The sequence below is a fragment of the Hydrogenoanaerobacterium saccharovorans genome (assembly GCF_003814745.1).
In the GTDB taxonomy this organism is placed as follows: Bacteria; Bacillota; Clostridia; order Oscillospirales; family Ruminococcaceae; genus Hydrogenoanaerobacterium; species Hydrogenoanaerobacterium saccharovorans.
Genome location: NZ_RKRD01000003.1, coordinates 1 through 22,079, shown reverse-complemented (window position 1 = coordinate 22,079; position 22,079 = coordinate 1). Strand labels below are relative to the sequence as shown.

At 43.5% G+C, this 22,079-nt stretch carries 9 protein-coding genes, 5 tRNA genes, 1 rRNA gene, 1 pseudogene and 3 riboswitches; of the genes and pseudogenes, 8 read left to right on the top strand and 8 right to left on the bottom strand.

What is annotated here, in order from left to right; genetic code table 11:
• Nucleotides 1-8: 8 nt before the first annotated feature.
• On the top strand, nucleotides 9-3,785 hold the full coding sequence (locus EDD70_RS12305; RefSeq protein ID WP_092755802.1) for a glycosyl hydrolase family 95 catalytic domain-containing protein: 3,777 nt from the start codon (nucleotides 9-11) through the stop codon (nucleotides 3,783-3,785).
• Nucleotides 3,786-3,910: 125 nt separating this feature from the next.
• Here EDD70_RS12305 and EDD70_RS12300 read toward each other — a convergent pair whose 3' ends face one another.
• Nucleotides 3,911-9,772 (bottom strand): Spy0128 family protein, encoded by a 5,862-nt coding sequence (locus tag EDD70_RS12300; protein WP_092755800.1) that lies wholly within the window; start codon nucleotides 9,770-9,772, stop codon nucleotides 3,911-3,913.
• A gap of 68 nt (nucleotides 9,773-9,840) precedes the next feature.
• A riboswitch (cyclic di-GMP riboswitch) is annotated at nucleotides 9,841-9,926 on the bottom strand.
• Between the two features lie 139 nt (nucleotides 9,927-10,065).
• Nucleotides 10,066-10,151, bottom strand: a riboswitch (cyclic di-GMP riboswitch).
• Between the two features lie 142 nt (nucleotides 10,152-10,293).
• A riboswitch (cyclic di-GMP riboswitch) is annotated at nucleotides 10,294-10,379 on the bottom strand.
• A 399-nt stretch (nucleotides 10,380-10,778) separates the two neighbouring features.
• On the opposite strand from EDD70_RS12300, the gene EDD70_RS12295 reads away from it, so the two are divergent.
• The 7 genes from EDD70_RS12295 to EDD70_RS12265 all read left to right on the top strand — a co-directional run bounded on the left by EDD70_RS12295 (nucleotide 10,779) and on the right by EDD70_RS12265 (nucleotide 18,552).
• Nucleotides 10,779-12,107 (top strand): ABC transporter substrate-binding protein, encoded by a 1,329-nt coding sequence (locus EDD70_RS12295; RefSeq protein ID WP_092755798.1) that lies wholly within the window; start codon nucleotides 10,779-10,781, stop codon nucleotides 12,105-12,107.
• A gap of 67 nt (nucleotides 12,108-12,174) precedes the next feature.
• Nucleotides 12,175-13,047 carry a carbohydrate ABC transporter permease gene (locus EDD70_RS12290; RefSeq protein ID WP_092755796.1) on the top strand — a complete coding sequence of 291 codons (873 nt, stop codon included), beginning with the start codon at nucleotides 12,175-12,177 and terminating at the stop codon, nucleotides 13,045-13,047.
• On the top strand, nucleotides 13,047-13,871 hold the full coding sequence (locus EDD70_RS12285; protein WP_092755794.1) for a carbohydrate ABC transporter permease: 825 nt from the start codon (nucleotides 13,047-13,049) through the stop codon (nucleotides 13,869-13,871). Before EDD70_RS12290 ends, EDD70_RS12285 begins: the two co-directional genes overlap by 1 nt.
• Nucleotides 13,872-13,875: 4 nt before the next feature.
• The gene (locus tag EDD70_RS12280) at nucleotides 13,876-16,056 is read left to right on the top strand and encodes an alpha-amylase family protein (RefSeq protein ID WP_092755792.1); all 2,181 of its coding nucleotides are present in this window, start codon (nucleotides 13,876-13,878) and stop codon (nucleotides 16,054-16,056) included.
• The gene (locus EDD70_RS12275) at nucleotides 16,053-16,475 is read left to right on the top strand and encodes an ureidoglycolate lyase (RefSeq protein ID WP_092755790.1); all 423 of its coding nucleotides are present in this window, start codon (nucleotides 16,053-16,055) and stop codon (nucleotides 16,473-16,475) included. Before EDD70_RS12280 ends, EDD70_RS12275 begins: the two co-directional genes overlap by 4 nt.
• 2 nt (nucleotides 16,476-16,477) lie before the next feature.
• Nucleotides 16,478-17,713: a uroporphyrinogen decarboxylase/cobalamine-independent methonine synthase family protein gene (locus tag EDD70_RS12270; protein WP_092755788.1), complete on the top strand. Its 1,236-nt coding sequence runs from the start codon at nucleotides 16,478-16,480 to the stop codon at nucleotides 17,711-17,713.
• 359 nt (nucleotides 17,714-18,072) lie between these two features.
• A complete protein-coding gene (locus EDD70_RS12265) occupies nucleotides 18,073-18,552 on the top strand; it encodes a DUF3888 domain-containing protein (RefSeq protein WP_092755786.1) in 480 nt (159 codons plus the stop codon).
• Nucleotides 18,553-20,152: 1,600 nt separating this feature from the next.
• Here the strand turns inward: EDD70_RS12265 and EDD70_RS12260 are convergent.
• From EDD70_RS12260 to rrf, 7 genes and pseudogenes are all read right to left on the bottom strand, one after another.
• A pseudogene (locus tag EDD70_RS12260) lies at nucleotides 20,153-20,314 on the bottom strand (transposase); the annotation flags it as partial.
• A gap of 900 nt (nucleotides 20,315-21,214) precedes the next feature.
• Nucleotides 21,215-21,290 (bottom strand) — tRNA-Thr (locus EDD70_RS12255).
• Between the two features lie 4 nt (nucleotides 21,291-21,294).
• Nucleotides 21,295-21,371 (bottom strand) — tRNA-Asp (locus EDD70_RS12250).
• Nucleotides 21,372-21,587: 216 nt separating this feature from the next.
• Nucleotides 21,588-21,663: transfer RNA gene (locus EDD70_RS12245), tRNA-Trp, on the bottom strand.
• Nucleotides 21,664-21,689: 26 nt separating this feature from the next.
• A tRNA-Ile gene (locus tag EDD70_RS12240) sits at nucleotides 21,690-21,766 on the bottom strand.
• Between the two features lie 57 nt (nucleotides 21,767-21,823).
• Nucleotides 21,824-21,899, bottom strand: a tRNA-Asn gene (locus EDD70_RS12235).
• Nucleotides 21,900-21,989: 90 nt separating this feature from the next.
• A 5S ribosomal RNA gene (gene rrf, locus EDD70_RS12230) occupies nucleotides 21,990-22,079 on the bottom strand; the annotation flags it as partial.

Sequence of the window (22,079 nt, the reverse complement as noted above, 5' to 3'; positions counted from 1 at the left end):
TAAAAAGAATGAGTCAATTGAAAAAGGCACACAAAGTTATGTCGGTTGTCCTGTCCCTTGTACTTCTATTTGGTTCCACATCGCAATCTTATGCACAGTCGGCAACCCCGAACATCCGCATTTACAAAGCCTCGCAAGAACCCATTACAAAATTTATTTCCACTACAAACAACAATGGCTCCTGGCGTGATGGATTGGTCACCGGCAACGGCGAAAATGCCGTAATAGCCTCCTGCAACCCCACCTACGATATTCTGATTTTTCAAAACACAAAATTCAACATGTCCAAAAACGATTTGAGAGACACCCCCTTAATGGCACCCGCTCTGGATAAAATGAGGCAAGAAATTATGAACGGGAGCGGTTGGAAAGCATACACCACAGCCGAAGATGAAATTGAGCACAACCTTGGCTGGCTGTCTTGGCAGATTCAGTACGATTATTCGTTCCATCCGGGGCACCAGCTGAGAATGAACATCCCCGCCAACGGCTCGGTTACCAATTACAAACGATGGACCGATTATGCCACTGCCGAAATAGGCGTAGAGTACAGCGATAGCAACGGAGACTGGCTTAGAAAAACGTTTGCTTCGCGAGAAGACAATGTAATTATCACGTACATTACCCCGCCTACGGGAAAAAGTACGTTTGATATGACACTCAGCATCGATGCCATATCAAGCATGGCAAAAGAAAGCGGCAGCTACCCTAATTTGCAATATAAAATCATCGTGCCGCAAAGCGCAGATTACATTGCACAGGTAGCGCATTACCCTACCTTTAACAATGCCGCTGAGCTGAACAAAGGCGGTTATGCCGGTGTTACAAGCATTTTTACCGATGGTGTAAAGAAAAAGGTAACCACAGAAAACAGCGACTCTAAAAATGTAGGCGAAAATGCTAAGGTTGCAGTAACCGGAGCATCCAGAATTGTTCTGATTACAAAGTCAGACAGAGACGTTCAAATGGGTGAGCTCGGCTCATTTAGGGCAATGTCCGATTACCCGTTACTAAACAGGTTGTCAACCGATACACAAAACGTTTACACCAAGTATAGCGTTAACAACGTGTTTGATTATGACAGCGCGTTGCAAGCACATACAGCCAAACATACTCCGCTTTTTACAAGCGTAAAGCTCGACCTGAACGGGGATAGCATCGACCGTGAAATGACGAATGAACAGCTGTTGGCAAAACAGCGTGCTAATAAAAGTTCGCTGAACAAAGCTTTGCTTGAAAGAATTTTTTCTGCGGGCAGGTACGCCCAAATTTGTTCTTCGGGGTACAGTACATCACGCCTCGGCGGAATATGGACAGGCGCATGGAACCCCATGTGGCAGGGCGATTTTACCACAGACGCAAACGTTAACCTACAAATATCGGGTGTAAATACAGGCCATATGAAAGACGCCGCAGAAGGTTATATCAATTTTATTCTCCGTATTGCCGATGATTGGGAATACAATGCAAAACGGATTTACGGAATTGAAAATGCCTTAATGGCACCCCCCAGAACAGACGGAGAAAACGGCTATATCTATCATTTTAACAGGGGCTATCCGTTTAATGTGTGGAATGCGGGCGCAAGCTGGCTCCTTCTGCCGATATTTGAGTATTGGCAGTGCTACGGCAACCAAAATATTCCCATCCCCGCAGGGTTAGACCTCAACAACCAATCGTTAAAATCGGTTCTTGACTTATCAAATGACGATGTAAGCAGAATCGGCAATGACGGCTTTTTGGATTTGGAAACAGATATCCTTTTGCCCCTGCTGACAAAGCAAGCTAATTTTTGGAAAGGCTTTGTAAACCCCAATTTTTATGAAGATGCCGCCAGAAATGCTAAAATGGATAAAAACCACAACCAACTGGCATCGGGCGAGAAATATCTGCTGCTGCCCGGCTATTCACCTGAAAACAGTACCAAAGGTTCGCCCGTTGCCGCCAATGTGACGATGGATATTGCCGCTGCACGAGACGGGTTTGACATGGTAATTGCCATGGAGCGTGCCGTAAACGGCGAAAACAGCCCGGCTATTGCACAGTGGCAAGAACTGAAAGAGAATATGCCCGCGTATAAATACGATGAAACCGGCGCGTTGCGCGAATGGTCTTCCGATATGTTTGCAGAAAATAACAATCACAGGCATGTCAGCCACCTTTACCCCGTTTGGCCGGGGTACGAAGGGCAAAATAATATGGAGCTTCGCCAAGGTGCAATCAAAGCAATCGAAAACAGGAACAAATACAATACAGGTGACAATAAGGCAAGCCACGGCTGGATGCATAAGGCACTGGTTGCCGCAAGATTAAAGGATGCCAAACAGGTAATCACTTGCCTTAGCCCCGGCATTACAGGCAAGATTTATTATCCATCGCTGATGACCTCACACGATACCGATGGCGGTTCGGCATATTGTACCGATACTGCCATTACCACACCAAGCATCATCAACGAAGCACTGGTATTTTCTCAAACAGGAGAAATTGAAATTTTACCTGCATTGCCCGCAGACTGGGCACAAGGCGCGGTCAAAGGGATACTGGCGAGAACACAGGCAGAAGTGGTAAACCTCGAATGGAACACTGCAAGAAAGGCTGCATCTGTTACCGTTAAATCGAATAAAGCGCAGACAATCACATTAAAATGCGGTATTGCGTGGACACAAGCAGATATCACTGGCATCCCCCAAAACCGCGTGGTAAAAACAAACGATAAAAAAATACTTCTCACCTTACAGCAAGGCGAAACTGCAACTATCCTCTTTACCGAAGAACCGCTTGCCGTCAATAACAGTTACGCCATCATTGATAGCGGCAAGTTTGTTTCGGTAGCCGCTGCCTCCACACACGAGGGCGCTGGTGTTGAAATGCAGGATGTCATCATCCCCAACAAAGCATTGTGGATGGAAACGGTTGTCAACCTGGATCAAGCAGCAATCGATAATAAAGCAAACAATAATTTGCAGTACGGTAACCCTGTACCGGGTACATACTATGGATACACCAACACAGTAACCGGTAAAAATATTGATATCAACGACAAACGGTTTACAACCAATTACGGTAAAATAGCAACATGGGGCGGGCCTATCAACGTTAACGAGCCAAGCCGATATTTTCATCTTGCAGATGCGGGGAATAGCTATGTATCTATTCAAACCTGCTTTTTAAGATGGACGGGAATTTGGGATAAGTACACACAAAAAGTATTTACTTTAGATTCTAACGGGAATGTAGGCCATTGCTCGTCGGATACGAACGACGATACACAAAAATGGACAAAAGTGGTTGTAGGCGATAAAGTTGCATTTTTGAATAAAGGGAACGGAAAGTACTTAAAGCCCGGCAATAATGAAGCGGATGCCTTAACTACAACATTGGTGAACGAAGACACAATCACCATTCAAAAACATCAGGTATGGTCTTTGCAAGGCGATTCTGTTAACCAATGCAGAATTGTAAATTTCAACTCTGGCAAGGCGCTTGCAGCCCAGGGCAACGAGCTTGTACAAAAGGCACAGGGCGACATTTGGTCTATCGTTTCTGTTGCCAACGGGTTTAAAGTAATAGCTCCGGACGGCAGAGGGATAAAAAATAATGACGGTATTCTTGTTTTAACAAATTCCAGTGAAGCAACTGAATTTGCATTTAAAAAAGTAGACCCGTTATCCGCAGCGAAACAAGCAATTTTAAATCCTCAGCCTGAAGTTAAACCAAATATTGAAGACAAAGAAAAACAACCAATCAATCAGCCTGACTTTTTAGATTCCGGAATGGTGTAGCATACAGATAAGCAAAGCAAATTACTGTTTTCCCCCCATTTTTTCTTCCTTATAAGCACAAAGGCTGAGGTGATATCACCTCAGCCTTTGTCAAGTTGTAGGGTTTGCGCAAAATACATATGGCGCTACATACGCTTCACCTTTTTGCGGGTTAAAAGCAGCAAAACAGAAAAAGACACCAATCCGGCAACAGCAAACAACATTACAAATGATGAATCGCCTGTTTCAGGGTTATTTAAGCGCATTGTTGTTTGATATTGATTTACGAATTCAATCGCGCCTGCGTCAACTTTTTTGCCGCTAATCATCTTCACTATAGAAGATTCGATTTTTAAACTGCCGTCACCGTTATCCGAAACATCAACCGTAACAATATATTCTGTACCGTCGTAGGTGATACCTGCTTTGTCGCCTTGTATCTCACGAATGGAATAAATGTGCCTGCCGGTAAGGTTTTGATTGTAATAAATCTTATCAAATAAAACATTACCGTCAACATCGTTGAAAGCTGTCTGCAAAATCTGATTGTTTTCATCCGTTAAAACAAACTGAAACATTTTGTCAGTCAGTTTTGCCCCCTGCAAAACTTTCGTTCCACTCAAACTCACCGAGCCTTTTGCCGTATATTTCGAATGCGAGCTTTTTAGGATATAGGTATTGGTGAATATGGCTTTTTCTACATCAATATTGCCTTTTTTAATGGTTTGATTTGTGCTGAGAGTACCATCTCCGTTGTCAATCACATCAATGATAAACAGGTATACTGACTCATCATATTGATAATCGGAATCTTTCTGATCCGCCACTTCCGATACCTGATAATAATAGGTTTTTCCCATATCCGCCTGAGTGAATACGATATCATCAAATTTGATTTGACCGTTCTGAGCATTGCTCACCTGCTGGATTTTTTGAACAAGCTCGCCCGCTTCGGTAACCTGATTTAAAACAAAATGGAACTGCCCTTCGGTAAGTTGGCGACGGTTTAATACTTTTGTTCCCTCTATACTCGCAGCGGTATTGAATGTTTTATACGCATTGGCAAACTCTATGCTCGTTTTACCCGCTGGTGTAACAATGGCCTGCTGCGTATTCAGCGTTCCGTCTCCATTATCTGTAACCGACACACAAACAGTATATACCGTCGGATCGTAAGTGTATCCCCCTATCCCCTCATTCAGTTCACGCACGGTATAATAAAAGCTTTTGCCTGCATCTGCTTCGGTATATAAAATTATAGGGAAGATAACATTACCTTCTGCATCGTTTTTTACGATTACTCGTTCGCCCAAAGCATTGCCGTTGGTAACATCAATTTGCTGCAACGCAAAAGAAAATTGCTCTTTGGGGATGGCTTTGCCCGACAATGTTTTAACAGCTTTAATAAGGCTTGAGCCTGCTGCTTTGTATGCGTTGTTAAAAATCATCTCAGTTGCTATTTCTCCGTCGCCTTTGGTAATGGTTTGGGCAATTTTCAACGTACCATCTTCCCGGTCGTTCACATCAATTCTTACACTATAAACCGCATTGTCGTAACTGTACCCCGCTTTGCTGTCGTTTGTCTCGCTCATTTGGTAATAGTAGCTTTTGCCAATATCAGTTTGTGTAAAGGTAAGCTTTGGGAAAGATACATTCTCACCAATGTTTTTTACCGTGCTAATCTGCTTAATAAAAGCCCCATCGGGAGTAGTTTGATTGAGGATAAAAGAGAATTGCTCGTTTTGCAGATTGCGCCCGGATAAAGCCTTTTTCGCTGTGAGGATTACATCCGTTTCAGCAACTATATACGTATTGGTAAATTGGATGTTGGATGCATCTGTTTCTACACCGTTTACACTCTTTTTAGTGCTTAGGATATTGCCGGAAAGCTTGCCGTTATCTTGGTCGGTCACCTCAATCGTTACCGTATAAACCGATGGGTCATACGTGTATCCGGCAAGAGATGTGTGTTTTTCTTTGATGATGTATGTTTTGATTCCGACGTCTTTTTGAGTGAACCCGATGGGACTGAACGCAATGTTGCCTATATAAGTTGTGTGTTCCATATTGCGTCCGGCTTGGTTGCCCACCGTTTCAACGAGGGTTTCGCCGTCTTTCGTTTTTTCATACAGTTCAAAGCTGAACTGTTTTGCAGCAAGCAAATGCCCCAATACCTTTTTTTCGGCACTTAGCTGAATTTCTCCGTTTGCTGTGTAGGTGTTTGTAAATTTCGGCATTCTATCGGGTAAAAAGCTGCCGTCGTTATCGGATAGCACATTGCCCTTATCATCTTCAACCACAACTTTTAAAGCTTCACGCCCTTTGACATTGTATACTTTCACCACTAAGGTATGAACGGTTTTGTCAAAGCCATATCCGGGGAGATCGGCAGGCTTTTCTTTCATAGTAAAAGTCTTGGTGGTTACTAAGTATTCCGTATCATTATTTTCGAATATGTGATCATCTGTAAACTTCAAAATATCCTCGGCTTTTGCATTGTCGTTCAACGTGAATTCAACTGTGTAATCACCGTTGGATAATTTGTTTTTTGTGGTACCTGTCATCACTACATTAATTCCGTCCGTAATTTCAAAATCGAACGGGCGGATAATCCCTTTACCATCCAGCCTTTTAATTGCTCCGGGTTTCCAACTGCCTGTTTTGATAGGTGTATTGTAAAAATCCAGTGGCTCTGCATCCCCTGTGCCATCGGATGGTGCATAAACTGTAACAGGGGCTGCGTTATCGAGTAAATACCCGCTCGGAGCGCTCTTTTCGGTCACCGTGTACACTTCTCCCCTTGTAAGCCCGCGGAATATAACCGAACCGTTGGTTGCGGCAAGCGTACGAACCAATACGGGCGTACCCATCCCCCCGTTGGGCAGCCAGTGCAGTTCAAATACAGCACCATCTATTTTTTGGTCGTTATCTTTACTGCGCTTATTAACGGTAACCGAGGTTTTGGTTGTTGAACCGCCCCCCGCCGTACTGGACAGTGTCACTGTAGTTGTATCGGTATTACTTGGCACCGTCACTTCGCCTACAAAATAAGCGCTGTTGTTAATTTTTTTATTATCACCCAAAAGGCTGTCATCAAAATCCGTTGAAAAACGCAGAATATAATCGGTTTTGTTGTCAGGCAAATCTACCGTAAGCGTGTATCTGCCTTCCATCCCCTCACCTTCTGCAGGCAAATACGTATAACTAAAATTTGTAACCTCTTCCCCTTTTGCTTCTACAAGATTGCCTGTAATAAAATTACCGTCGGTATCTATGACGTTCTTGTATAGCTTAATGGAGGTTGGGTCCAGAGTAAGCCCTTTGGGCAGAACATCTACCACTTTTGTGCTGTCCATCTGAACTCGCCGTTGATTCAAGTTGATTGTCCATTGCACTTGTTGTTCTTTAATCAAAGTAATACCGGATTTACCAAGCACTTCGTTTTTGATTTCTTCGGTGTTACCGGTAGGCGGAGTAGAAATCGTGCCCGGCTTTAACCCTACTGCTGTAACTTCAGCAATGTTGCCTCTGCAACGAATCGTACCGTTCTCTTTAAAGATGGGGGTATTCAAAATATCTATTTCTGCTGTGAACGTAATGGTGTACTCATCGTTCACCGCTGCACCACTGCCGAAATTGACGGTAATAATGTTGTCTTGATAGGTTGCGGCATTTGCAATGGCATTCAAATCAAGGTTATCCCGCGCGCCTTTACTTTTAACAATTTTGAGTGTATCCGCCACATAAGTCCATTTTACTCCGTTAACGGGTGTAAATTGGGATTCGCCGTTTTTTCGAAACTCCGTAACAATGTTGTTTAAATCATCGGTTATTACAACATCACTTAAGGGCATTAAATTTTTATTAACGATAATTTTAAATTCTACTCGAGGGTTTATACCAACCTTGGTGGTGTTGCCGTTGTATTTACCCACTGTTTTTGATATAACACTGTTTTGAATCCAAACAATATCTGTATCTTCTCTGTCTGCAATTGCATTCCCCCCAGTATCCAGTAAAACGCATTGCACCTTGTTTGTAAAAACGCGGTTGAGGTTATCGCCGTAAATTTCGGGTTTTATCTTGGTTTTAACCGTAAAATTCTGCTGTGTACGCAATGCATTGGGGTTGTTAAAAGTAATGGTTAATGTCCTGCCATCCGCGCTTATTTCTGCCTTCGGCTCAGTTGTGCTGTTAATCTTCTGCTCACCCCAGTAAATTTCATCCGCTATATATTCTTGGTCTTTAGGCAAACTATCTATTATTTGAGATTTGCCGTAACTAGAATGATTGCTCGCCGCAGAAATTTTCCAAGTAATCGTGCCATTTCGTTTATCTTCTTCCAAAATCGCATTATGACTTTTGTCAACAAAAACATTGGGAACAGACACGCCAATTTGGCTTAAATCACCGGTCTCCACGCTGCCCTCACCGTCACCATCGGTTACATAGTTGGCTTCCAGGCTGGCGGAGTTGCTGTAAACCTGGTTCTGCTCCGTAGGTGAATCATTGATTAAAACAATATCGGTTACAAGTGTAATGGTTTGTACCGCATCAGAGGCGTTTTCTTTCCCTCTCGGCAAGTAAATTTTAAGCTGAGATGTGCCGTCACTGTTTGCAACCAACACCCCATATATTTCTTTGTCATCGGCAGGTGTATGGGCATTATCATAAATCGTTACTTTTTGGCTCCCTAGGTAGACTAAATTTTTATCCAGCTTAACATCTGCCTGCAGCAAGTCCGTAATAACGGCGTTGTACATAAGCTGCCGCGTACTGTTGGCAGTTATCGTCCACACTATTCTGTTGCCTTGATATAATGAACCTTTCTTTTTAAGCCAGTCGGGGGTAATTGTATGGGATGCCGTATTCGAATCAATGTCAACATCCGATGTTCCGCCGGATAAGTTTGCCTGATTTTGCACTGTAGTAGCTGTCGTATTACCATAGATGCCTCTTTTGGCAACCGTGGTAATGGTGATATTCTGATAATCTTTGCCGTCACGTCCGTCGGGAATCGTATATGTAATTTTACCCGTTGCATCGTCAAAGGTATAATCTTTGCCCTCAGTAAGGGTGATGTTACCGTGCTTGATTGATGCTAGGTCAAGGTAAGTTCTGTCGATTGTGTCTGTAAACACACACCCGCTGAACACACCCGTTTCTGGCATTATTTTTACATTCCATACAAGCTCTCTTGTTAGGTGATTGTAGCTTGATGCTGTTTTGGTAAGGGAAACAGGTGCGTTTGGTTGGGGCTCGGGTATGGTTATTTCAATTTCCACGTTATTCTCATTATCAATTGGGATAGAGATTGTTGAAGTTGTTCCTCCCTCTTCAGCACTTAAATCAAGTTCAAAATCAAATTCCATTTCACCAAATATATCAAACTCATTGGGGTTATCGATATAATCGGTAAAAGTCACTTTTATTTGCCACGTACCGTTTTCGGTTTTTACAAAGCTGTAATTCGCAATCGGTTCGTTCGCGTTGCCTAAAATATCTCCGTCTTTTGGGTTCTTGATGTTCAGTTTTTCAGGCAAATTTATAAGATAATAATCTCCCTTTTTTAGGGTTCTTTGCGGTTCTCCCGTTTGAGTATCGATATTATCATTGAGCTTAAATTTGTACTTGGCATGATATTTTTCAACTTTTAGCCCATCTTTAATTTGGTAAGGGGGCAAAAGTTCCAAAAACTCTGAGCTGCCCTTGAGCATGTAATGCAAAGTTAAGTCCCGAACAATATCAGAGTTTGCCGTTTGGTCTTGGTTTCGGTTCAAATCCACAATACCTGAATCAATATAGCCCGAGCCCAAGTCCGCCGGGTCAGCAGCAGTGAAATCTACTTCTCCTGAATCAATCGCTCCCGAATCCAACACGTTTGATAATTCATTATTTTCATCGGATACTGCAACTACATCAAGGGCTTGAAAAGCAAAAGTCAGTGCTATGGCAATGCTTAAAATAAGTGCCTGTAATCTCAACGAATATCGTCTTGATTGCTTCATGGTTGTTTCCTCCTAATATATCAGTTATATAAAAAAAGCAATCATCATTCCCATTTATGGGGAACAATGATTGCAGCTTGACGGCCATAGCAAATTATGCTTTAGACTCACAGCTTTGCGTCACCAGCTTTCGCTGGCTTTGCCTATTTTTCAGTTTTGTGATAAAGTTAAATGTTTCATAGATGCCGGATTGCATAAATCGCTATTAAACGCATTTTGAGTAACTATACAGATTTGATATTGTTTAAAATTTGTATAAAAAAACAATCATCGCCCCCTCTTTAGGGAACAACGATTGCAACTAGACTGTCATAGCAAATTATGCTTTAGACTCACAGCTTTGCGTCACCAGCTTTCGCTGGGTTTGCCTACTATTCAGTTTTGTAATAAAGTTAAATGTTTCATTAGATACTGTATTGCAAAAACCGATACTAAACGCATTTTGAGTAACTATACAAATTTGATATTGTTTAAAATTTGTATAAAAAAAGCAATCATCATTCCCATTTATGGGGAACAACGATTGCAACTTGACTGCCATAGCAAATTATGCTTTAGACTCACAGCTTTGCGTCACCAACTTTCGCTGGCTTTGCCAATATTAATTTGTTTATAATAAACTTTTTACGTAAGCCTATATTTGCTGAATTATTGATATTATAGAATATTTTTCAAGAAAAAGCAATAGGCAAATTACTATTTGTTTGTCATTTTAATTACACAAAATACAAAAGGAATTTTAGAGCTGAATTCGCTCTGCTTTTTTTACGGCAGATATTGACAGGATCAAGCACCGCGCGGTAAAGTTTGTTGTCATTATAATACTGAAAATTGTTTTTGTCTAACGAAGTATCTATGCAACTTTCATAACCGTCAGTATCGTTTTGTCCACCTCAACTGTGGGTAAATGTGCATTCCTTTTCTGTGCGCGGTAGAGTATGCTGAATATAGCGAAAGCCGAAAACTCTTTCGGCATAAAACTGAACCTACATTTTAAGGAGGAATAATGATGAAAACCACAACACGCATTTTGAGTGCCACGCTGGCTGGGTTAATGGCACTCAGCATAACTGCCTGCGGTTCAAAGGCATCCACAGACATTTCGTCATCCAATGCCGATTCGTCACAGGCATCCGGCAAGGTAGAAGGGGTTACGCTTACTTATGTCGTATCTCAAAACTGGGTCAATAAAGGCAGCACAGTCGATGACGACCTAAACAAAAAATTTGAAGAAGAAACCGGCATCAAAATTGATATGCAGGTAATTCCGGATGACCAGTACGTCAACGTGCTGAAAACAAAACTTTCTACCGGTGAAGTGCCCGATATGTTCATGGTGTCCGGCGGCGTAGGTGCACAGAAATTTATGCCTGAAAAATATTTTGCAGACCTTTCGAATGAAGCGTGGGTTTCTCGTTATGCTGAATACGCAAAACAAGGTACCACCATTGGCGGAAAAATCATGGGCTTGATGCGCTGGAACGTAGACGGCTGGGGCATTTTGTACAACAAAGCCATGTACGATGAAATGGGCATTAAAGTTCCCACAACGACCGAAGAATTTGCCACAGCTTGCGACGCGTTGCTTGCCAAAGGCATCACACCGGTATACGAAACCGGCAAGGACACATGGCACTGGGGCATTTGGCTGTCCAGCTACGGCCCTTATGCAGCCAGCAAAAACCCGAATCTTTATGAAAAACTGAACGCAAACGAAATGAAATTTGCCGATGTTAAAGAATTCGAAGCATTCCTCAACGAGTTCAAATCCATTTACGACAAAGGTTACCTTGGTCAAAACAGCCTTGCCAATCCCTGGGATGCCGCTTATGGACAACTGGGCGAAGGCAAAGCGGCAGGTTTCCTTGGCTATCAGTCCTATCAGAACGAAGTTGCTGAGAAATATCCCGACAGCAAAGCGGAAACATGGGAGATGTATCCCCTGCCCATCGCAGGTAACAACATGTATTCTCACAGTGCCGGCGGCAACATGACCGTTGCGTATAAAGATTCTAAAAACCTCGAATATGTAAAACAGTTCTTCGATTTCCTTACAAAAGCTGAAAACCTGAAAACATATTACGAAGGCCGCCCCGACCTGCAATCCAACCCATCCTTTACAGATGTACCGGGCAATCCAACTGCTGCAGGCAATGCCATGATGAAAAATGCAACCGGTGGCGAGGGCATGGAAATGGAATACGGTGTGCTGTACTGGGACAATACACAGGTAGGTGTTTACATGCAAGAAATGCTGCTTGGCAACAAAACTGCAAAACAAGTGCTCGAATCCATTGACGCGGACCGTCAGAAAATGTTTGACGCACAAAGCTAATCGTTTGTAAATTTGTTGGAGGCCGGTAAAAAATTTTACCGGCCTCTTTTTAGAGAGGGGAAGTCTTATGCAGCTTAAAAAAGTTTACAAAGGCTGGTATGTTCTGCCGGCGTTTCTTGTGTTCTTTGTGCTGTTTTTGCTGCCGAGTATCATTGGTCTGTTTTTTTCATTTACAAACTGGAATGTAATGAGCGACGGCATCAAATTTATCGGTTTTGAAAACTATAAAAAAATATTTATGGATAAATCCATGTGGCAGGTTTTTGGCAACAACGTATTTTATGCAGTGATGACAAGCCTGTTTAAGGGTGCCTTTGGTCTGCTTTTGGCACTTGCACTCAATCGCGCCATCAAAACGCGCAACTTACTGCGCACTATTTTCTTTCTGCCGATGGTTATTTCAAACCTGATTGTAGGTTTGGTTTTTCAGCAGATTTTACATCCGGAGCATGGCGTTTTAAACCTTTTTCTCAATGCGGCTGGTCTTGGCGCACTGGCACAAAACTGGCTGATTGCCCCCGAAATTGTAATGTGGTCCTGTGTTGCCATTGAGGTATGGAAGGCAGCAGGCTTTAATATGATTATTTTTCTTGCAGGCTTGCAGGGGGTGCCGCAGGATATGTACGAGGCATGTGATATTGACGGCGCAGGTGCGTGGCAAAAATTCAAGCGCGTCACCTTTCCGTTGATTATGCCGTCTGTGGTCATCAATATGCTGCTCAATGTAATTTCCGGCCTCAAGGTGTTTGACGTGATTTTCACGCTGACCAACGGCGGCCCCGGTCGCGCATCCGAAGTTATCAACATCACAATTTTCAAACAATTTTCTATGGGCGATTATGGTTACGGCACAGCGCTCAATACCATTTTGTTTGTGGTACTATCGATTATTTCTATTGCGGTAATTCGAATTTATACTAAAGATGAGGAGGATGTATAATGCGTGCAAAACAAAAAAGAGCCGACTTTCTCATCGGCGCATTGCTGTGGATACTCAGCCTTGTCATTATCGTGCCGCTCGCTATGATTATCCTCAACTCATTTAAGGATGTCACCGAGTCGGCTGTGATGAGCCTCAAGCTGCCCACTGCTTTCCATCCCGAAAACTATCTTGAGGTGCTGCGCGACGACAAGCTTGTGCGCTCGTTTTTTAACAGTGTGCTGCTTTGTGTAGGTTCGTGCTTTGCCACCACTGCACTTTCTTCACTTGCGGCCTTTGTGCTTTCACGCAACCGCAGCAAATTCAACCGCTTTATTTACATTGTGTTTCTGCTGGGTCTTGTGGCACCCATCAACTACATTACCACGGTGAAAGTGCTGCAATACTTACATCTCATCAATACCTTTGCAGGTGCAATTCTGCTTTACACTGCGCAGTACACCCCGTTTACCATTTTTATTTATTACGGCTTTATCGGCGGTGTGCCCCGCACACTGGACGAGGCCGCCATCATCGACGGCTGCGGCAGCATCAAACTGTTTTACCGCATCATTTTCCCCTTGCTGAAGCCGGTTACTATGACAGCGGTTGTTATTAATTTTCTCAATTGCTGGAACGATTTCATCGTACCGCTGTACTTCCTCAATTCGTCTTCAAAATGGGGTATGATTATGCTGATGTACAACTATTTCAGCCAGTTTATCAGCTCATGGAACCTCGTGTGCGCAGTGATGATTGTCAATATCATCCCGATTGTTCTCATCTATATTTTTGGCCAGAAATATCTGATTTCCGGCATGACCGCTGGCGCGGTGAAAGGGTAATGCTATGAACAACAAAAATTTTCATCCCATACAAAAAGTACCGCCGATTGCCCATGCCCTGCACCATTGGGACGAAGCAACCGGTACACTACGCTATGAATACAACGGCATGGATGTGCTTACGCTGCAAATACCGACAGGACACAATATTGGTTTTCGCCATGGTTCGGACGGCTCTATGCAAAGTATCCAGTATTGCCAGCAGATTTACGTGTCAAGCGATGTGCCGGTCAAAGCAATCGTTACCTTTACGCTAAATGCGGGTGCCATCAATTTGCGCCCGCACCGTGCACAGGCCGAGCAAGCCATTCTCGGGCAACTTGGTACACCACTTATTCACGGTGCCAACGGCATGTACGATACACAGTGGGATTTGCTGCTGGACTGGCATGGCTGCGATTGGCATTGGCTGTCAAGCAGCATCGAAACCACTGCCGAAGGCAAATGCATCGCACGTATGGAAGTTAGCTTTTCGCAAAAAGCAATGTTTATCAATCTGCGTCCGCAGTATTACCGCAAGCACCTTGGATATACCTATCACAAACCTTGGGAATTTGTCCCCAATCAAAAGGCAGTAGCAGGCTGGTGCTCGTGGGAGGCGTATCGCCGTGACATCAGCATCGACAAAATCGAGCATATCGCCGCGTTTATGAACGAAAAGCTCAAGGATTACGGCCTTACATACATTCAAGTAGATGACGGATATCAAAAAATGCCTCTGCCCGCAAACCCCAAAGGCACAATGACGGAGGGGTGGTTCACCTGTGAGAAAACAAAATTCCCCGGAGGTCACGACAGCATAGTGCAAGCCATTAAGAACAAAGGCTTTGCACCCGCTGTGTGGACGAATGCCAATATCACCAATCCGGAGTTCCCGGAAAATCATCCGAACGATGTAATTTTCCACGATGGTAAACCGCTGAAAGGCGAGTGGATTGATTTTCTATACACCTGTTCGCCCGAATGCCTTGCCATGCATGTGGAGCCGCTCTTTCGCAAATATAAAGAGACCGGCTACACTTACGTCAAAATTGATGCCATCCGCCACTTGCTGTTTGACGGTTTGCACGAGTGTGTGCGGCTTGGCATTATGACAAACGAAGATGCCGAAGCACGTTTTCGCGCCTACATGGAGGCCACACGAAAGGGGCTTGGTGACGAGGTGTATTATCTCGCCAGTTGGGGTGAAATGCACGAGGTAGTCGGCGTGGCGGATGCCTGCCGCATTTCCATGGATGCAAACCCCACATGGGCAGGCGTTCGCATGCAGCTATTTGAATCTGCACGTTGGTTTCATACGCATCGTATTCTGTTTTTGAACGACCCCGACCATGTGTGCGTGCGTACAAAGCTTGCATGGGCAAAAAGCGTGCTGTCGCTGATTTCACTAACGGGCGAACTGTATATGCTCAGCGACACTACCGATGCCTATACGCCGGAAAAGCTGGAAGTCATTCGCAAAACGCTGCCGCCGCTCACGGGCAAAACCGCCGAAACAGGTCCGCTTTCGCTCGAATATCCGGCATACACATGGACAAAGCTGCACGGTTTTGCCGTACAAAGCCATGAAACACCAGTGGAAATGGAGGATGTTTCGCTCGAGGATGCGCTCAACATGGCAGGCGATTTTCCCACCATGCACAACAACCACCCGTTCTCGTCCTTATGGGCATTTCACTTGCAGGGTGCACAGGGCAGTTGGTGTGTTGCCGCGCGTATTGCAACTATGCCGCTTCCTGCTTGCAGTCTGCCGCTTGAAAATCTTGGCCTTGAAGCAAACCAAACGTATCTTGCTTTTGATTTCTGGCAGCAGAAATTCCTTGGCATCGTCAAAACCGCATTGGACTGCGAGGCACTTGCTATCGGTGAATGTCAGATTATCGCGCTGCACCGTATGCAGGAGGTGCCGCAGCTGATTGCGTCAAGCCGACACGTTTCTATGGACGCGGTCAGCGTAAAAGAATACCATGCCGCCGCGGATACACTTACCGTTACGCTTACCGGCGTGCCTTGCACCACGGAACAGTATTTTGTGCATCTTCCCAAAGGCATGACGTTGCAAAGTGCCACAGCAGACGGTGCAAACATCACTTGCGCACAAGGTGACTTGCTCATTGTGTCGGTGGAATTTCAAAAAGGCAGTGCGGAAATTATTTTGCATTTCAAAAAAGAGGAAATTGTATGAAAGAAATTTTAAAAATTACGCCGGAGAGCTTTGCTCCCTTTGGTACCGTACTCACCTTTGGGGAAAATCCGCCCGACCCACGCTTTGAAATTAAAGTTACCGAGCCTGCGCAGCCATGGCGTATCGCGGTATTTTGTGTTTCAATCAAGGCGGCACAGCGGTTGGAATGTCATCCCCATTCACTGGAAAGCTTTACGCCTCTTTCCGGAACAGGAGTGCTGCTGTGTGCATCGCCTGAAACTCCTGCCGACGTACACGCTTTTTTGCTGGATACTTCGGTCTGCCTTGGAAAGGGTGTATGGCACGAGGTGATTACACTTAGTGAAAAATCATTCTATCAAATCACAGAAAATCTTGAAGTAACATCTGAGTTTTACAATTTTACTGCGCCCATTACTATAGGTGCAACGGAGGGTTGAAGATGAACGCAAAAGAAAAAGAGCGCCTGCGTACCCTTGCAAAAAAGCAATTGGAGCTGGCAAACAGCCCCATCAACCTTGCTCGTGTGGAGGATTGGAAACGCCACAATGCAGGCAAACGCGGTCGCCCTATTGTGCATGTAGAAATTGACACATTTGAGCAAGAAGTGATTCTTCCTGTGTTGGAGTGCCAAGATGCGACCGCTCGCCAGCTTGAAACGGACCTTTTGCGCAACTTTATAAATTTCGAGCTTTTTGACGACGACTGGGTAGTTGCGCCTTATTTCGGCGTGCAGTGGAAGACCGATTTTCATCTGTTTGGTTACAATATCACACGCACCACGGCAACTGATGTCAATGGCCATACCCTAGGCCATCACTTTAATCATGTGCTTGCGGATTTAGAAGACGATTTTGAAAAACTGGGTAAAAGCACATGGTCGGTAGATTATGAAGCCACCGAAAGCTATCGCAGCGCTGCTGAGGATGCTTTTGGCGATATTCTGCCTGTACGCATGGTGATGTCCAGCCCAGAGGCGGTACCTACGCAAAAAGTTGTGCATTTGATGGGTATGGAAAATATGTTTTTCAACATGACCGATTACCCCGATCTTTTTAGCCAAATGATGCAGCGCATTGCTGATGATTACATTGCCTACCACCATTTTTTGCAGGATAACGGTCTGCTATGTTCCACGACAAGTTTCGAGCTGCTCAAACAGGGCAGCAAATGCTTTACGGATTGTTTACCAGAAAAACCTCACCCAAGTCTCAATGAAATTTGGGGCTTTATGGATTCGCAGGAAACTGTATCTATTTCTCCGCAGATGTACGAGGACTTAATTTTTCCGTGCTATCGGCAAATTGCCGCTGAGTTTGGGCTGCTTTCTTATGGTTGCTGCGAGCCGGTTTCTGCCGTATGGCAATTTGTAAAAACGCTTCCCAATCTGCGAAAAGTTTCTGTCTCGCCGTGGTGCGACCAAAAGATGATGGGCAGTGAACTGAAAAACACCAATATTATTTTTCACCGTAAGCCCAGCCCCAATTTTCTCGGCGTTGATGAGGTGTTGGACGAAGCCGCCGTGCGTGCGCATATTCAAGAAACGCTGGACGCCGCCGCAGGCTGCGTGGTTGAATTTACACAGCGCGATGTTTATACCGTGCACAACAATCCAACTAAAGTGCGAAGATACGTAGAAATTATTCGCGAGCAATGCGAAAAATATTATCAGCCATAAATTGCTTTGCGGCGATGATTTTAATTTGCGCTATGATTTTTTAGGGCTGAGTAATAATTTGCTGGGCGATCCCCCCCTCCCTCCGATATGATGGTGCGCCTAACGTCTCAGGATGTTTCATGTGGAGTGTCAAAGGGGGCAACGGTTACCACCGCCCTAGGTGCTGCGGTAGATTTAGCAACCCAGCGCCGTTCACTATTGCCAATCACGAAGACCGTGTTACATTGACCATCTGAACTGACAAAGGGTATGTTCGGATAAGCAAATTTTGTTGCAGTGCTCTTTACTTGACTTTTTAACCCTAGTAAATAAACATACACCACCTCGATATACTCATATAATTTATTGAGGAGGTGAGAATGTTTACTATTGTAAAAATGAATAACAAAACTGCTGTTTTTATCGTTATATTTATCTTTATCGTTATCAGTACCTGTTTTTTGTTGACAAGGCATTCAAATCAAAATGTACAGGCAACAATACAACAAGGTTATGAGTCACAATCAGTATGCAAAAAGGCTTTAGTAAACACCTACTTAAATGACATTGAACAGGCGACGATTGATTTTTATAGTGAGTACTTTACAACTGAGCCAAGAGTTCAATATTTTGTAATTACTGTTAAAAAAATATCCTCAGTAAATTCAACAAGTTTTATCACATTCATTTCTGAGCCATTTATCGGTCCTCATATTACAATTGGTAAAGATGAAATTACTTTTTCTGCTGATTTTACAGGAGAAGTAAAATTAACTGAATTTAAGCACATTATAAGTTATACCTTGCCTGACCATCTAAAAAGCCTTGCATTAAAAAGAATACCCGGTGAATATGAATAAATAGCCGTTAAGACACTCCTTGCATTGGGTGTCTTATTTTTTATGAAAAGAAACGCCAATATAAACCGCTATATTAAATTACCTGATGCTATTAACGAAGATGCTTACCTTCGGCTGGTTACCACCTATCTTATGGAATATGCGGAGGACTGGTCTGTCTCTAGAGCATATATTAGTAAGCAATCTATTCATACATTGCTGCAAAAAGCAACTTAATTCATATTACAGGATTCCCTTTTCGCGAACTTCTCTTGACGCAGGCATAAATACGCTAAATTGTATTGACAATATAAAAACAATATTGTAAAATATTTACAATTGATACCCAAATAATAAAGAGGAGTGTAACTATGAAAAAAAGAATTTTAGCCACAGTACTGTCATTATTTTTGTTAGTAGTTGCTACCACCGTACCCACGAGTGCACTTAATGCACATGATCATGATGAGATGGAATTAACATCCAGTTCAAGTGAAAGCAATCCCGTAATGATATCAGAGGCAATTCCTGCTGACGTTTGCACAAATCATCAGCCCACACTAGCCACCTGCACATCACCTAGTGTATGTAAGAACTGTGGAGTAATAATCGGTGTGGCATGGGGTCATGATTTCACCACTGCGACATGCACGGCTTCATCTACATGTAGACGTTGTGGTTTGATAAAATCTCCGGCTTTGGGACATAATTACACAACTGCAACATGCACAAATGGATCGCATTGTACTCGTTGTGGTGCTAGTGGTGGTTTTGCGCTTGGTCATAACTATACCCCACCAACATGTACTAGTTTTGAAAAATGCACCCGCTGCGGTTCGTTAGGTCGCAGCCCATTAGGGCACAATTATACTCAAGCTACTTGTACAAATCGTAGTACTTGCACTCGATGTGGAGCTGGTAGTGGATCGCCTCTTGGACATAACTTTACTGCCGCAACTTGTACTAGCCCCGGCAGGTGTACACGATGTGGCACAACCTCAGGATATGCTTCGGGGCACACTTATAAAGATGCTACTTGTACTTCACCTAGAACATGTACCAAATGTGGAAACATGCAGGGTGGACCTCTAGGACACTCACCGGGAGCGGGAACACCAAGAAGATGTTACAGATGCGGTAAGTACTTATAGAAGACTTCATTGTCTTTTAAGTTTCAAATTACAATACTCTGCAAATAGATTGCACTTTTGATCCTTGTCCGGTATTCAGGCTGTCTCAGAATTATTGGAAGCCTCTATTACAATGAAAATAGTGAACTCCCCCCTAAAGTGGACTGCATCCCAATCGTTAGACAGTATGATATACCGAATAACGATTGGGGTGTTTTTGTATGTTAAATGGATGCCTGTCCAGCGGAGAATTCAACCAACGGGTTATAGAGGTACAACTAGCAAATAATAACTATTTACCATTAGAATAAAGGATGATACTAACACCTGATGTGGAATTTTTATAGCTTACCCTCGACAAACTAGCGGAGAACGCGTAAAATTTTGTGTAAAGTCCAAGGTAGCACAGAAAAGATTGTGTAAACCTCCAAAATCAGTAAAATAGAACTGACTTTGGAGGTATTATGTTATGGGAGAAAGAAAGCGGCTTACGTATGCGGAAACGCTGCGCTAATGGCTTCTGCAAAGCCCGATAAGCCATCTACCGATGCAATTAAGATATCCTTCACATCACGATTCTTCAGGCCATTGAGTACGCTAAGCCAGTATTTCGCCGATTCACTGGCACCCACCCAAATGCCCAAAACATCTTTTTTACTCTCCAAATCGGTGCCAATGGCGCACTGGATTAATTAAAGGCCAAATGGGGTGCAAAATACCCCTTGGGTGTAAAAAGCTGGCGTGCCAACTAAAACGAACTTTCTACAATGTACAAATACCCGCCGGAAACTACATCTTGCGGTGTTGCATAGAAAATACTTGTATTTTCACTTGCAAATAAAATTGGGGATTCCTTGCATCCTTTACCATGTACTATTATTTAGAGACAACAAAATAACACCCTCACAGCGCATTATCTGCTGTCAACAGACAATGCGCATCCGCCTTAAAGATGATAAGGACATCTTGTAAGACTTATGAGAGTGCATTCATGTCGTGATTTTAACACGGCTTGATATACACTGTCAAGGGCTTTCAAATGCAACCTATCCATCGGAGGCATTTGAGGACTCTTGCTTTTTTGTTTTAAGGTGGTCACTCGACCATTTTAAATAAATCCATACCGAATATCGACTTGTTTCTGTCGAATGAACCTAATCGGTATGTGCGGGCTAGGGTAACGGTTTACCTTTAACCCACTGGCGCACCTTGTTACGAAGCAGACAGCAACGCAATTGACGTCTGCTAGAGCACAGCATTTTCAAATGCTCTAACAACTGAATAGCCATACAAGAACATAATACCAAGGCATAAAGGATAGTGTGCATTCTGCTCGCCCTTTATTTAATCGGCGCATAGCGAAACCTTGTGAATACATTCTAAGATAGCTTAACTGCTGCATTGCTACCTAGCTGAGGGATAGGAAATGTGCTTGTGCAAAATGGAAACTCATATAATCACCGAGTGGAGGATGTTCGAGCATTGCCTGCTAGTTATATACTTTGCTGCGCAACAAAAAAAGGATTTACATTAAGTAAACCCTTTTCATGTAATGGAGCTGTTAACGCGATTCGAACGCGTGACCTCTTCCTTACCAAGGAAGTGCTCTGCCAACTGAGCTATAACAGCATATTGGCGACCTGGATGGGGTTCGAACCCACGACCTCTAGCGTGACAGGCTAGCGTTCTAACCAACTGAACTACCAGGCCAAATAACTTTTTTCGCGTAATTCTGACAGTAGATCCAGTGGAATTTTGTCTGCCTTTTATTTCGCAATGTAATTTATTATACACATAAACAGCTAATTTGTCAAGCTTTATAGTAAAAAATACAGACTTAATGCATACCCAATTTTATAACTATTTTAGTTATGGCTTATAACAAAAAAACAAAGTCCAACTATCTTCAGCCGGACCTTGCAAATTTGGCAGGGGCAGAAGGACTTGAACCCTCGGCACGTGGTTTTGGAGACCACTGCTCTACCAACTGAGCTATACCCCTATAAAAGATTGGTAAAGAGCGTTATTTGGTGGGCCATCGGGGACTCGAACCCAGGACCGACCGGTTATGAGCCGGTTGCTCTAACCAACTGAGCTAATGGCCCCTATCTTACAAAAATAGGGTAATGTCTGCTGCATATATAGCTACACAGCAGACATTTTGGCTCCCCAAGTTGGACTCGAACCAACGACCCTGCGGTTAACAGCCGCATGCTCTACCAACTGAGCTATTGAGGAATATTAATAAACAATATATTTGCTGCAGATTGAAAATATTCTTAAATCTACAATGTTTCTTCACTTTTATATAGTGAAGAAACTGCAAAGTGTCGGCATCGACTTATCTTCCCAGGCAGCTTCCCACCAAGTATTTTCAGCACAAATGAGCTTAACTACCGTGTTCGGTATGGGAACGGG

What these genes read in the sequence shown, in the direction of transcription:
- EDD70_RS12305 (WP_092755802.1), top strand. Translation starts at nt 9, where the DNA reads ATGAGTCAATTGAAAAAGGCACACAAAGTTATGTCGGTTGTCCTGTCC.
- EDD70_RS12300 (WP_092755800.1), bottom strand. Translation starts at nt 9,772, where the DNA reads ATGAAGCAATCAAGACGATATTCGTTGAGATTACAGGCACTTATTTTA.
- EDD70_RS12295 (WP_092755798.1), top strand. Translation starts at nt 10,779, where the DNA reads ATGATGAAAACCACAACACGCATTTTGAGTGCCACGCTGGCTGGGTTA.
- EDD70_RS12290 (WP_092755796.1), top strand. Translation starts at nt 12,175, where the DNA reads ATGCAGCTTAAAAAAGTTTACAAAGGCTGGTATGTTCTGCCGGCGTTT.
- EDD70_RS12285 (WP_092755794.1), top strand. Translation starts at nt 13,047, where the DNA reads ATGCGTGCAAAACAAAAAAGAGCCGACTTTCTCATCGGCGCATTGCTG.
- EDD70_RS12280 (WP_092755792.1), top strand. Translation starts at nt 13,876, where the DNA reads ATGAACAACAAAAATTTTCATCCCATACAAAAAGTACCGCCGATTGCC.
- EDD70_RS12275 (WP_092755790.1), top strand. Translation starts at nt 16,053, where the DNA reads ATGAAAGAAATTTTAAAAATTACGCCGGAGAGCTTTGCTCCCTTTGGT.
- EDD70_RS12270 (WP_092755788.1), top strand. Translation starts at nt 16,478, where the DNA reads ATGAACGCAAAAGAAAAAGAGCGCCTGCGTACCCTTGCAAAAAAGCAA.
- EDD70_RS12265 (WP_092755786.1), top strand. Translation starts at nt 18,073, where the DNA reads ATGTTTACTATTGTAAAAATGAATAACAAAACTGCTGTTTTTATCGTT.